Source organism: Nocardia sp. NPDC058519 (assembly GCF_042719755.1).
GTDB lineage: Bacteria > Actinomycetota > Actinomycetes > Mycobacteriales > Mycobacteriaceae > Nocardia.
In genome coordinates, this window is sequence record NZ_JBHXNK010000026.1 from 55,123 (window position 1) to 69,834 (window position 14,712).

A 14,712-nucleotide genomic window follows, 5' to 3' on the forward strand; every position below is an offset into this window, starting at 1 on the left:
TAGCATCCGGTATGACCACCAGGCTCGAGCACAACGTCGCCAACACCCGTTTCGAGATCTACCACGACGACATCCTCGCGGGATACGCCGACTACGCCGAACGTGAAGACGCCAAGGTCCGCGACTTCCACCACACCATGACGTTTCCGGAGTTCCGGGGCCGTGGGGTCGCGGCGGAGGTCGTGAAGTACGGCCTCGACGACTCCCGCGCGAACGGCTTCAAGATCATCCCGACCTGCTGGTATGTCGAGAAGTACATCGCCGAACACCGCGAGTACGCCGACCTGGTCGGCTGATGCACGCGGGCACGCGGGTACGCCTAAGCGCGTAGGTATCCGGCCAGAATCGGGCCGATCACGGCGAGGGAGTCCGGGCTGGTGAGCCGGTTGTGCTCGTGGCCGGTCTGGTTGTCGATGATCTCGCCGCTGACGTAGGGGCGCCAGGTATCGGCGTTGGGTTCGTAGCCGGGACGGGCGGTGGTGCTGCTGAAGAACAGCAGATCACCGTCGAACATCTCGGGTTCGTACTCGGCGGCCTCGCGCACTATCTGCTGGTAGTCGGCGTAGAGCCGCCGCAGATCCGTCGCGGTGAGCGCGCCGAGGAGCCCGTCGGCTCGGCTACCGGCGCCGACGTCGTTGTCGGCGCCAGGCAGCGGTGCGGCGGTATCCCGAACCGCCGCGGAATCGGCCGGCGACGCTGGCGGCACGATTCGATCGGGAGCGTCGGCGACCGCGCCGGCGCGGAGAAGTTCAGCGGCCTGTTCGGCCTGCGGTCGGTCGCCGTCGAGCATCGCCGGGTCCAGGCCGCCGAACTCGGCGAGCAGGACCTCCGGCGGCGGCAACTCGGCGGCACCGGCCGGGTCGACATCGGCGCGGCCGTCGAGGATGGTCAGCGCGTCGACCCGGGCACCGCGGCGCTGGAGTTCGACGGCGACGGCGTGCGCGATCGGCCCGCCGGCGGAGTAGCCGAGCAGCCGGTACGGTCCGTCGGGCTGGGTCGCCTGGATCTCGTCGGCGTAGTGGGCGACCCGTTCCCGCAGCGGCTGGTCGGGTCGGTCGGCCGCGATTCCGGGCGATTGCAGACCGTAGATCGGGAAGTCGGGGTCGAGGTGCCCGACCAGACCCGTGTAGCACCAGGCCACCCCGATCGCCGGGTGCACGCAGAACAAGGCGGGACCGCTGCCGCCCGCGCGCAAGGGCAACAGGGTTCGCAGGGCCGGGTCGGCCATGTCCCCGTTCCCGGCGAGGAGCTGGGCGAGCGCGCCGGGCGTCGGATCGCCGAACATCCACTGCACCGGCATCGCGACGTCGAGGCGGTCACGGATCTGGGAGACCAGCCGGATGGCGATCATGGAGGTGCCGCCGAGTTCGAAGAAGTTGTCGTCCAAGCCGACTCGCTCGATGTCGAGAACGGATTCGAACGCGGCGACGACCGCTTCCTCGACGGGTGTCACCGGCGGCCGATAGGGCAGGTCGACGCAGTGCGCCGGTGCGCGCACGACCGGATGGACGACGGTTCCCGGTGGCGCGGTGACATCGATGTCGCCGAGCACAAGGCCCGGGTCGGCGGTGAGCGCGTCGAGCACATCGACGAACCGGTGCGCCAGCGTCCGCGCGGTGGGCGCCTCGAACAGGTCGAGGGCGAAGGTGAGCATCCCTGACATGCCCGCGGGCGCGCAATCGGGGCCGAATTTCTCGGCCAGCATCCATTCGAGATCGAATTTCGCGCCGACGGGCGGCATCTCGAGCGGGCTGACCCGCAGGCCGGGCAGCTCCACCTGCTCCCGCTCGAAGTTCTGGAAGACGAGCAGCACCTGGAACAGCGGGTGGCGCGCAGCCGACCGGATCGGCGCCAGCACCTCGACGAGCCGTTCGAAAGGCACGTCGGCGTTGCCGAACGCGTCGAGGTCGCCGTCCTTCGTCGCGGTGAGCAGCGTGTCGAAGGTGGCCTCGGGGTGGACGTGGCTGCGCAGCACCAGCGTGTTGACGAACATGCCGACGAGGTCGTCGAGTTCGCCGTCGCCGCGGCCGGCGATGACCGAACCGATCGCTACGTCGGTGGTGCCGGAGAGTCTGGCCAGCAGTACCGCCAGCGCAGCGTGGGCCACCATGAACACGCTGACACCGTGCCAGCGGGCCAGCTCACGGACCCGCACCTGGATCGCGGCGTCGATCTCGAATTCCACCAGCCCTGCCCGGTGGGTGCGCACCGCGGGCCGCGGATGGTCACTGGGCAGCGTCGAGACCTCGGGCAGCCCGTCCAGCGTGGTGCGCCAGTACTCCAGCTGCTGGTGCGACACGCCGGCCGGATCGTCCTCGGCGCCGAGCAGCTCGCGCTGCCAGAGCGCGTAGTCGGGGTATTGCAGCGGCAGCGGGGTCCAGGCGGGCTCGGCGTCGGCCCGCCTGGCCGCGTACGCCGCCAGCACGTCGCGGGTCAGCGGTGCCAGTGACCAGCCGTCGGAGGCGATGTGGTGCAGCGTCACCGCCAGCACCGACCGGTCGTCCGTGATCCGGAACAGCCGCACGCGCAGTGGAAGTTCGGTGGTGAGGTCGAATCCCCGCGTGATTTCGGCGGCGACCTCGTCGCTGATCTGTTCCGGCTCGATGGGTGCGACCCGCATCGGCACATACGCCGCGGCGACGGCACGCACGTCTTGATACGGCTCGCCGTCGGCGTCGGTCGGGTACACCGTGCGCAGCGATTCGTGGCGGGCCACCACATCCATCAGCGCGGTCTGCAGCGCCGCGAGGTCGAGTTCGCCCTCGACCGCCAGCGCGATCGGCACATTGTGGGCCGGGGAGGTGGGGTCGTACCGGTTGAGGAACCACATGCGCCGCTGCGCCGCCGAGAGCGGGACCCGTTCGGGGCGGTGGCGGGGGCCGGGCCGCGGGCCGCGCGCGGTGGCCGCGGTGCGCACGGCGGTGGCCAGTTCGGCGACGGTCGGCGAGTCGAAGACCACGCGCACGGGGATGCGGGCGTCGAGGGCGGCGCCGAGTCGCGCCGCGATCCTGGTGGCGATCAGGGAGTTGCCGCCCAGGGCGAAGAAGTTGTCGTCCAGCCCGACCTTCGGGACGCCGAGCAGCTCGGCGAAGGTGTCGGCTACCGCCCGCTCGGTGGCGGTGACGGGTGCGCGGAACCGGCCCGACCTGATGTCGGGGGCGGGCAGCGCGCGGTGGTCGAGTTTGCCGTTGCCGGTGCGAGGCAAGGCGTCGAGGACGACAAATGCCGTGGGCACCATGTACGACGGAAGACGCAGTGCCAGTGCCTCTTTCACCGCATCTGGGTCGCACTGAGCCGAGGGCTCCGGTACCAGGTAGGCGACGAGCAGCTCGCCGAGCGCGGCGTCGGTGTGCACGGTGACCGCGGCCTGGTGCACCGCAGGGTCGGCGGTGAGAGCCGCTTCGATCTCGCCCGGTTCGATCCGAAGGCCGCGCAGCTTCACCTGTAGATCGGAGCGGCCCAGGTACTCGAGGCCGTGAACGCGTCTGCGCACGAGGTCGCCGGTGCGATACATCCGCTCGCCCGGTGCACCGTACGGATCGGCGACGAAACGGGCGACGGTGAGGTCGGGGCGGCCGTGATAGCCACGGGCGAGTGCCGGTCCGGCCAGATACAGTTCGCCCGCGACGCCGTCGGGAACGGGATGGAGCCGCTCGTCGAGAACCAGCGCGGCCAGGCCGGGAACCGCTGTGCCGATGGTGATCTCGGCACCGGGAGCCAATGGTCCCGCACCGGTGGCCCAGATGGTGGCCTCGGTCGGGCCGTAGTCGTTGAAGTGCACGCGATCCGGCGCCGCCCACCGCTGCACCAGTTCGGGCGGGCAGGGTTCGCCGCCGGTGATGATCGCCCGCAGGTGCTCGTGCGCCACGTTGTCCACCGAAGCCAGGGCCGAGGGGGTGAGCGCGATGTGGGTGACCTGTTCGCCGGCCAGCAGCTCCCCCAGTTCCGCACCGCCGTACGCGGTCGGGCCCGCGACCACCAGCGTGGCCGCAGAACCGGCGGCCAGCAGCAGTTCCAGCACCGCGGCGTCGAAGCTGGGAGAGGCGACATGCAGCACCCGTGATTCGCTCGTGGTGCCCAGCCGTTCCTGTTGTGCGGCGACCAGGTTCGACAGTCCGGCATGCGTGACGATCACGCCCTTGGGGCGGCCGGTGGACCCGGATGTGAAGATGACGTACGCCGGGTGCGCGAGTTGGGGTGTGGCGTGGCGTTCGCCGGGGTCGATGGGTGCGGCCGGGGTGGCGGGGTCCAGGTCGTCCAGCAGCAACCAGCGGACACTCCGGAGCCCGGTATCGGTAGGCGGGGTGTCGATCCAGGGGCGGATCGATTCGGTGTCTGTCGTGGCGATGCCGAGGGACGCGCCGGAGTCGGTGAGGATCTGGGCGATGCGTTCGGCGGGATAGGCGGGGTCGACGGGGACGAATGCGGCGCCGGTCTTGGCTACCGCCCAGACCGCGAGCACGGACTCGGCGCTGCGGCGTACGGCAATGACGACGAGTTTCTCCGGGCCTGCTCCGGCCTGGATCAGCTTCCGTGCCAAACGGTTCGAGCGTTCGTCGAGCTCGCGGTAGGTGAGCCTGGTTGGCCCGTCGACGATGGCGATACCGTCCGGGTTTCCGGTGACGGCGGTGGCGAGCAGGTCGGGCAGGACGGCCGGTGCGGCCACGGCGGGTGCCGCCTTGCCGGGCAGCTCCGCGTGTTCCCGCGCGTCGAGCAGATCGATATCGCCCACCGGAACAGCGGGATCGGCCACCACGGCGCGCAGGAGGCCGAGCCAGCGTTCGGCGAAGCTCGCCGCGGTACTCGCGTCGAAAAGGTCGGTGGCGTAACCGAACCGGACCGACAGCCCGTCAACGCCGTCGTCACCGACCGTGACGCTCAGGTCGAAGCGCAGGCTCTGCTGATCAAGGTCCACCGCTTCGACGCGGAGTCCGGGCAGCGCGATCTCGGTGTGGCCGAGGTTCCCGAACACCAGCATGGCCTGGATCAGCGGATGCCGCGCCGCAGAACGAGCGGGTTCGAGCAGGTCGACGAGTTGTTCGAAGGGGACCTCGGCGTGCGCGAAGGCGTCCAGATCGGTGCCGCGCACGCGGTCGAGCAGGTCGGTGAACGGCAGCGCGGCAGGCACTTCCGTGCGCAGCACCGCGGTATTGACGAACATGCCGACGACGTCGTCGAGTTCGGCGACGCCGCGCCCGGCGATCGGGGTGCCGATGGCGATGTCGGTGGTGCCACCGAGCCTGGCGAACAGCACGGCGAGCGCGCTGTGCAGCACCATGAACAGGGTGCAATGGCGTTGGGCCGCGAGGTGTTCCAGACCGGTCCGCAGGTCGGGCTCCACGGTGCGCACGACAGTGCCCGCACGCAGTGACGCGACGGCGGGCCGGGGGCGGTCGGCGGGTAGTTCGAGCCGATCCGGCAGTCCGGCAAGGGTTTCGGTCCAGTACGCCAGCTGCCGGGCCGTCAGCGAATCGGGGTCGTCGGCGCTGCCGAGCCGATCACGTTGCCAGAGTGTGTAATCCGCGAACTGCACGGCGGGCGCGGGCCACTGGGGTGCGGCGCCGGTGGTGCGGGCGGTGTAGGCGGACATCACGTCGCGTGCCAGCGTTCCCATCGAGAAGCCGTCCGCGCTGATGTGGTGCACCACCACCGCGAGGACGTGCTCCTCGGGGGCGAGCCGGAACAGCCGCACCCGCATCGGAACAGCGGCGGCGACATCGAATCCCTCTGTGATGCAGGCAAGTACGGCAGAATGTAGGTCGCCGGAGGCGATATCGATCGTTTCGACGTGGCTGTCGAGTTCTTCGGGCTCGACGACGACCTGATAGCCGATTCCGTCGTGATCGGGGTACATCGTGCGCAGCGCCTCGTGGCGGCCGACCACATCGATCAGCGCCGCCCGCAACGCGGCGAGGTCGAGCTGTCCCGTCAGTCGCAGGACGACCGGAATGTTGTAGGCGCCGGAGGACGGGTCGTACTGGTTGACGAACCACATGCGCCGCTGGGCGGGCGCGAGCGGAATCCGTTCGGGACGCGGCCCCGCGTGCGGGCCGACGAGCGCACCGGCGGGGCGCACGGTGTCGTCGCTGAGCCGGGCAGCGAGGCCGTGCACGGTCGGCGCTTCGAACAGCAGCCGCACAGGCACCTCGATGCCGAGTTCGGCGCCGAGCCGGGCGGCCACCCGTGTCGCCGACAGCGAGTCACCGCCGAGGGCGAAGAAGTCGTCGTCGGCGCCGACCTCGGAGTGCTCGAGCACCGCCGCGTATGCCTGCGCCACCACTCGTTCGGTGCCGACCGGCGCCACGTAGGGCGCGGCCGTGTACCGGGGTTCGGGTAGCGCGCGCACGTCGACCTTGCCGTTGCCGGTGACCGGCAGCGCGTCCAGCACGGTGACGGTCGCGGGCACCAGGTGCCGGGGCAGCCGCCGCACCAGGAACTCGCGCAGCGCTGTCGGGGTCAACTCGACGCCGGTGACCGGGGCGACAAAGGACGCCAGTGTCTGCTCGCCCTTCGGACCCCGCCACGGAACCGTGACGGTCAGCGCGACACCGGGAGCCGCGAGCAGCGCAGCGTCCACTTCGCCCGGCTCCACCCGGATTCCGTGCAGCTTGAGCTGGGAGTCGTTGCGCCCCAGGTAACTCAGCCGGTTCGTCGATGCCAGGCGCACCAGGTCGCCGGTGCGGTACATGCGTTCGCCGGGCGCGCCGAACGGGTCGGCCACGAAGCGTTCCGCGGTGCGCGCGAACGCACCCACGTAGCCCCTGGCCACGCCGGGGCCCATCAGATACAGCTCCCCGACCGCGCCGGGCGGTATCGGCCGCAGCCACCGGTCCAGGACCGCGAGGCCGCAACCCGGCAGTGGCGCACCGAGATCGGTCGTGTCATGGGTGGTCAGCGGGTCGCTCAGGGTCACCGCCACGGTCGACTCGGCCGGACCGTAGGAGTTGAGGATCGTCCGGCCCTCGCCCAGACGCGCGACCAGTTCGGGCGGGCAGGGTTCGCCACCGGTGACGATCGTGCGCACTCGGGCGACGGCTTCGGTGGGCAACGTGGTGAGAACCGCGGGCGGTGCGATCAGGTGGGTCACCGCGTGGGTGGTGATGACCTCGGCGAGTGGTTCGCCCGCCGTGGCCTGCGGCGGCGCGACCACGAGCGTGGCTCCGGTGTGACAGCCGGTCAGCCACACCAGGATCGACGCGTCGAAGGCGGGATTCATGCACAGCAGGAGGCGATCATCGGGGCCGGGGCGTACGCGTGCGGAGACGCCGTCGACCAGTCCGCTGAGCCCGGCATGGGTCACCATCACCCCCTTGGGGACGCCGGTCGATCCGGAGGTGTAGATCAGATAGGCGGGATGTCCGGCATGCAGCGAACGAACCCGTTCGGCATCGCGCACCGGCCCTTCGGGACGGTCGGCGATACGAGCAGCTGTCGGCTCGTCGTCGATGACGACCCAGGACACTGTGTCGGGCAACAACTTCCGGTAGGCGGCGAGCGTAATGCCCAGGCGGGCACCGCAATCGTGTGCGACGGTGGCGATGCGCTCGGCCGGGTGGTCGATATCCACCGGCACGAACGCCGCACCGGACTTGGCGATCGCCCATGCGGCGAGCAGCCATTCGGGCGAGCGCGGCACCGCGATCAGCACGGCGCCTTCCGGTCCACCACCTGCGGCGATCAGCTGGCGCGCCAACCGATTCGACTGCTCGTCGAGCTCGGTGTACCCGAGCTCCGTGCCGTTACCGACGACGGCGATCCCGCCGGGCCGTACGCCTGCGGCCAGCAGCTCGGGCAGCAAGCGCTTCGGCACCGGCTCGGTCCGGACGATCTCGGCGCCGTCCACGCCGCGCACCGCCGCGACCGGCAGCGCCGGATCCGCGAGCCGGGCGACGATCCGGGCCAGCCGATTCGCCAGCGCGGTGGCCTCGGCGTCGTCGAAGAACCGGTCCGAGCAGGTGAGGTGGAGCCGCAGTCCGTCGCGCGCCTCCGCGGCCAGGCACAGCGGATAGTGGGTGCCGTCGCGGCCGTGGAAGTCGCGGATCCGCAGACTGGCCTGCTCGGAAGCCGCCCGCAGTGCCTCGATGTCCATCGGATACGACTCGAAGACCATGCTGGTGTCGAACAACGGGCCCACTCCGGCGAGCGCCTGTATCTCGGTGAGTCCCAGGATATTCCGGTCGACGAGCGCGCCCTGTTCCCGCTGCACCCGGGCCAGCAGCTCGCCGACCGGCTCGTCCGGGACCAGCCCGATCCGCACCGGGACCGTGTTGACCAGCATGCCGACGATCCGCTCGGCCCCGGGAAGATCCGGCGGGCGACCCGACACGGTGGTGCCGAAGACGACATCGGTGTGCCCGGTCAGCTCGGCCAGCAGCAGCGCCCACGCGGTCTGCACGACCGTGTTCATGGTGACGCCGCGTTCGGTGCGATGGCGGGCGAGCGCGGCGACGGCGTCCGGTGTCAGCGGCACCTCGCGACGCAGCTCGCCGGGTTCACCGTCATGGCCGCGCGGGGGGCGGACCGCCGTGATCAGAGTGGGACCGGCCAGCCCGGCCAGCGCTTCGGACCAGGCCACGCGCGCGGCGGCCGCGTCCTGGCGGTCGAGCCACTCCAGATACCGCAGATACGACACCGGCTCACCGAGCCCGCCGTCCTCGGCTTCGTAGAGCGCGAGCAGCTCACCGAGCAGCAACGGCATCGACCAGCCGTCGAGCACCAGATGATGATTGGTGACGATCAGGCGGATATCACGCGGTCCGCAGCGCACGCACAGCAAGCGCAGCAGCGGCGGCTGTTCCGGGTCGAACGGGCGGGCGAGCTCGCGCGCGGCGATCGCGGCACAGTCGGCCGGGCTCGCCTCGAGCACCTGCCACGGCACGGCGACCTCGGCGAGCACCAGCTGGGCCGCCGAGTCCGCGGTGGTGACGAAGGCGGTGCGCAGCGCGGGATGCCTGCGCACGAGTGCCGTGGCGGCTGATTCGAGACGAGCGAGATCCACCTCGCCATCCAGCTCGAAGACGGCCTGCACCGCGTACTTGTCGGTGTGACCTGCGGTGAGCCGAGTGTGGAACAGCAGGCCCTGCTGCAACGGCGCGAGCGGCCAGACGTCTTCGATGCCGGGATAGCGGCGCCGCCAGTCGGCCAATTGTGGACCGGTGACCGGCACCAACGCGATATCCGACGGTGTCAGGCCACCGGCGCCCGGCTCGGCGACAGCGTCCGCGATCGCGGTCACCGTCGAAACCCAGTGCCGAACAATCTGTTCCACTTCTGCGCGACTGATCACTTCGGACGGGAACCTCCACACCGCGTGCACCACAGGCCCGTCGGGCTCGTCGATCGTCACCGCGTCGATGGCCAGTACCGCCGACGCGGGAAGCTCGGCATCACCCGCCCCACCGAGCCGGTCCGCCACATCGACCGGCAGCCACGGAATGCCTGCGTCGGTGCCGGAGATCTGGCCCAGATAGTTGAACCCGACCTGCGGCGTACCCCTGGACCGCACATGGTCCAGCTGTTCCTTCACCGCGGCAGTGCTCAGGTGACGCAACAGGCCGAAGCCGAACCCGCCGTGCGGCACCGCGCGCAACTGCTCCTTCACCGCGGCGACCACGTTCACCGGATCCGGGTCGGCGCCGAGGTCGAGCGCGATCGGGAACTGACTGGTGAACCAGCCGACGGTGCGCGACAGGTCGGCACCGGGCACGGCGGTCTCGTCGCGGCCGTGCCGCTCCAGCATGAGCAACGAGGGTCCCGGCGCTCCGCGGTGCTCGGTCAGCGCCGAGACCAGGGCGGCGAGCAGCGCCTCCTCGACGCCGCAGCGCAGCGCGGTCGGCAGGAATCCGACCAGCTGGGCGCTCGTCTCGGCCGGAATCCGGATCTCGATGCGATCGACTGCGGCACCGATATCCCGGGCCGGGTCGAGTGGGCGATCGCCGAGCCGCGGGTCCGTGGTGTCGAGCACGCGGCGCCAGTAGTCGAGCTCATCGGTCCATTCCTCGGCGCTCGCGGCAGCGTCGAGCGCGTGCGCCCAGGTGCGCATGGAGGTGCCGACCGGTGGCAGCTGCGGGGCGGCGCCCTCGGTCACCGCGGCCCAGGCGGTCATCAGATCGGCGACCAGGATGCGCCAGGACACCGCGTCGACAGCCAGGTGGTGCACTGCTAGGACGAGTCGTCCGCCGGGACCGCCTGGGTCGAGCCAGGTAGCGGCGAGGACCACCCCAGCACCGGGGTCGAGCCGCTCCACCGCCGCCGCTGCCGCCCTGTCGAGTGTTGACGAATCGATCCGCTCGCACCGCACCTGGTCGACAACCGCGGCCGCGTCGATCGTCGCGGGCGTAGCGACCTCGAGCCGCGCGCCGTCGACCACCCGCACGCGCAGCATGTCGTGGTGGTCGATGATCGCTTGCAGCGTGCGCTGCAACGGGACACGCTCGACGGTGTCCGGCAGCGCCAGCACCATCGTCTGGGCGAACCGCTGCCAGCCGGGCTGGGTGAGGAGCCAGTCCACGATCGGCGTGCGGGGCACGGAACCTACACCGCCGCCGGGCATTTCACGCAGGACGACCCGCTCGCCGGGTGCCCCGACGGCGGCGGCCAGCCCGGCCGGGGTCGGATGCTCGAACACATCCCGCGCCGAGAAGACCAGGCCCGCGTCCCGACCCCTGGCCACCAGCTGGATCGACAGGATCGAGTCGCCGCCGAGCGCGAAGAACGACGTCTCGGCGCCGACCTCCGGCACACCGAGCGCCTCGGCGAACAACGCGCACAGCGCCTGCTCTACCTCGGATTCGCCCGCACGCGGCGTCGGTGGTGTGCTGTCGGGCTCAGGTAGTGCCTGCCGATCGACCTTGCCGTTGCCGGTCAGCGGCAACGCGTCGAGCACCGTGACGGCGCCGGGCACCAGGTGCGCGGGCAATCGGTGCAGACAGAACTCCCGCAGAGCCGTGCTGTCGAGCCGACCCGCCTCGTAGGTGGGCACCACATACGAGGCGAGCATGGCACGGCCCGACGAACCGGTCCGCACCACCGTCACCGCGAATTCCACGCCGGGACAGGTGGCGAGCACCGCATCGACTTCGCCCGGCTCCACCCGCATGCCACGGAGTTTCACCTGGAAGTCGCTACGGCCCGAGTACTCCAGGACGAACGGGGCGCCGTCGGGTTCGGGCTCCTCGACCGCGCGCCAGCGGACCAGATCGCCCGTGCGATACAGACGGCTGCCCGCGGCGCCGAACGGATCGGCGATCAAGCGCAGCGCGGTGGCGCCGGGACGGCCCGCGTACCCGCGAGCAAGGCCGGGGCCCGCGATGAACAGCTCCCCGGGAGTTCCGGCCGGCACCGGCCGCATCCGGCGATCGAGGACATGCAGAGTCACACCGGGCACGGGCGATCCGATGCCCGCACAGTCACCGGTCGCCAGCGGTGCCGTGAAGGTGGCCGCCACGGTGGTTTCCGACGGACCGTACGAATTCACCAGGGCGCGACCGGAACCGAAGCGCGCCACCACCTCCGGCGGGCATGCCTCGCCGCCGGTGGATACCGCGCACACGCCGTCGAGCGCGCCGGGCGCCAGCGTCGTCAGCACGGCGGGCGTCGAGCACAGGTGGGTGATCGACGACTCGCGGATCACCGTGGCCAGATCCGCGCCCGCTACGGAGTCGGCGTCGGCGATCACCAGCGTCGCGCCCGCGGTGAAGGCGACCAGCAGCTCGAGCAGCGACGCGTCGAAACTCGGGTTGAGACAGTGCAGTACGCGCGAGTGCCGATCCGCGCCGTAGGTATCGCGCACCGCCGAGGCCAGCGTGGCGATCCCCGCGTGCGTGACCACAACACCTTTGGGTGTGCCGGTGGAGCCGGAGGTGAACACGATGTAGGCGGGATTCTCGATCCGTGGGCGTGGCAGCGGCCCGGTGGCATCGTCGTCGCCGAGGTCGTCCAGCACGATCCAGGTCACCGAGTCTGGCAGCTCATGCCGCCTGCTCACCGTCGTGATGCCCAGCCGCGCACCGCATTCCGACGCCATCACCGCCAAGCGCTCGGCCGGGTTCGAAATGCCGACCGGCACATACGCCGCCCCCGATCGGACGACACCCCAGAACGCCACCACCGACTCCACCGACCGCGGCAACGCCACGAGCACCGCGGACTCCGGACCAGCCCCCGACGCGACGAGCCGACGCGCCAACCGGGCCGAAACCTGTTCCAGCGCACCGTAGGTGAGCTCCCGCTCGCCGGACACCACCGCCGTCGCCGCATGCCCCGCAGCCCGCATGCCCTCATCGAGCACGTCCGCGAGCAGCCGCGGCGCGGGAGCGGGCGCACCGCGCAGACCCGAGCGCAGCGGCAGCTCATCAGGGAGAAAGTACTCGAGCGAACGCACCTCGGTGTCCGGTTCGGCGTCGATCATCGCCTCGAGCAGCGCGAGGAATCGCCGGTGATGCCGGGCCAGGCTCTGCGAGTCGTAGAGGTCGGGATTCGCGGTGAAGTCCACGTGGATGGGACTGCTCGCGCCGTGCTGATAGAAGTTGACGAACAGGTCCTCGATCGGTCCCGAGGTGAGCACGTGCAGGCTCGTCTCCACGCCGGTGAAGTCGACCTCGGTCGGGAACAGCATGATGTTGACCACCGGGCCGACGAAGCCACGCCCGCCCGCCGAGTCGCCGTCGGCCCCGCCGTGGCGGATCTCCTCGTGCCGAAACTGCTGATGGCGCAGCGCACCCGAGACCTCCACCCGGATCGCGTCGACCAGGTCGGCGACGGTGCTGTCGGCACGGACCGGCACCCGCAAGGGCACCACATTGGCCAGCATGCCGCCGGATCTGCGCAGCACCGCGGTGGTGCGGCCCGATACCGGCAGGCTCAGCACGATGTCCTCGCTGCTGGTCGCCTGCGCGTAGTACACCGCCAGTGCCGCCATCGCCAGCCCCGGCGTCCCGACGTCGAAGCGCGCGGCGGCCGCGTCCAGGCGCGCCTTCGTCGCCGCCGACAGCTCCGCGCGGTGCTGTCTGCCGAGCGCGTGCGCGGGTGCGGCGGCGTCGACCAGACTGCACCGCTGCGGCATGTCCGCGATCTTCTGTGCCCAGTATTCGCCGTCGCTGACGAAGCGCGTGCTGTCGCGGTAGCGCAGCTCCGCATCGTGCATCGTGTGCAGGCTCGCGGCCTTGCACGGCGGCGGGTGCTGCCCGTCCAGTGCGGCGTTGTAGAGCTCCGCCACCCGGTACAGAGCCGTCACGGACGCGAAGCCGTCGACCACGATGTGGTGCGCACGCGAGTACCACAGCACCCGCTGCGGTCCGATCCGGATCAGGACCGACGCCCCCAGCCGGTCACCCAGCAGGTCGATCGGCGCCGCGACGTCGGCGCGCATCCACCGGATCGCCTCGGCCTCGGGATCGGCGGCCGCGCTGAAGTCCAGGTGCGACATCGTCAGCTCGATCCGCCGGTCGACGACCTGGTGCGGCCCGTCATCGGTGTCGACCAGCCGCAGCAGGGCCGACTCGAACTCGCGACCCACCTGCTGTGACACCGTGACGAGGGTGTCGATGTCGAGCGGGCCGCGCATGTCGATGTACTGCGCCTCGTACAGCGGCACAGTCGGGTCGAGCTGCTGGGCGTACCACATGCCCAGCTGGGCCGGCGAGAGCGAAAACTCCTCCACCGCGGCCGGCTCGGTATCCGGCGCGGTGGAGATTTCGCGGGTCATCGCCGTGGTCTCTCCGCGCCGACCGTCTGCGGCATCCGCTCCTCGATGAGGTGGTACTCGGGTACCTCGATGCTCTCGCTCGCGATGAGCCTGGACACCACAACACTGCGGACGTGCGCGGGCAGGCTGGGCGCGAACTTCTTGACGTAGGCCGACATCCACTCGGGGCGCGAGAGCAGGAACGGGAAGTCGGTGGCCATCATCGTGCGCACCACCAGCATCGGAATCGGCGCGTCGAGCGGGTGGTAGTCCTTGTTCCACAGGCCGGGCTGGGTGCACCCGGGATAGAACTGCCCGAGCATCAGCCCCTGTTCGACGAACTCCGACTTGAGCTCGTCGTGCAGCTCGTCGATCAGCGAGTAGTCGTGCAGATCGGGCAGAGCGGTCACCAGACAGCGCAGCACCGTGGAGCCGCCCGTGTCCGGCGGCAGGGTCGGGAACAGCTCCAGCGCGTCCGAGAGGACCAACCGCACATAGGGCGACCACGGCTGTGCGCCCGCGACCCGGCCGACCCAGGTCAGGTCACGTCGCAGCGATGGGCCGACATACGGACAGACCGGGCCCTCCCGGCCGATCACGTCCAGCGGCTGAGTCAGATGATCGTGCGCCCACCCTCGGAGCCGATCCAGCAGCTCCTGCATGAACGTCGAGCCGTCCCCGGAACTGGACAGGGGAAGCCAACTCATTCCAGAACGGGTTCCAGAAATTACATCGCTCATAATTCACCTCGCTACATCACGAGGTCTAGAATCCCGCGGAAGCGGGACTCCGCACGCGAGTAGTGGACCACTCGAATTACGGTCGAGCTCGTTACACTCGATATTTCAGCGCTGCACAACATTTGCCGACTCCTGCGATAGACGGACTAATGGCCAGGTCACAGCCACTATCTAGTCAGGAGGATCGACATCGGCCACATACACTCGCCCCAACCGGCTCAGATTGATCCCACCTGTCCTGGTATATGGCACGGAAGGTGCGAAACGAATCGCCACTGAGCTACGAAT

3 protein-coding genes are annotated in these 14,712 nt (G+C 70.3%); 1 reads left to right on the forward strand and 2 read right to left on the reverse strand.

Translation table 11 applies throughout. The annotated features are described in order from the left end of the window. Positions 1–11: 11 nt before the first annotated feature. The gene (locus tag ACFWPK_RS25670) at positions 12–296 is read left to right on the forward strand and encodes a GNAT family N-acetyltransferase (RefSeq protein ID WP_378919870.1); all 285 of its coding nucleotides are present in this window, start codon (positions 12–14) and stop codon (positions 294–296) included. Between the two features lie 23 nt (positions 297–319). Here the strand turns inward: ACFWPK_RS25670 and ACFWPK_RS25675 are convergent, their stop codons facing one another. Together ACFWPK_RS25675 and ACFWPK_RS25680 are read right to left on the reverse strand one after the other, a co-directional pair. Continuing rightward, entirely contained in the window at positions 320–13,705 is a 13,386-nt protein-coding gene (locus ACFWPK_RS25675) for an amino acid adenylation domain-containing protein (protein WP_378919872.1), read from the reverse strand. Further along, positions 13,702–14,391, reverse strand: a complete 690-nt coding sequence (locus ACFWPK_RS25680) for a DUF6875 domain-containing protein (protein ID WP_378919874.1) — start codon at positions 14,389–14,391, stop codon at positions 13,702–13,704. Before ACFWPK_RS25680 ends, ACFWPK_RS25675 begins: the two co-directional genes overlap by 4 nt. Between the last annotated feature and the right edge of the window lie 321 nt (positions 14,392–14,712).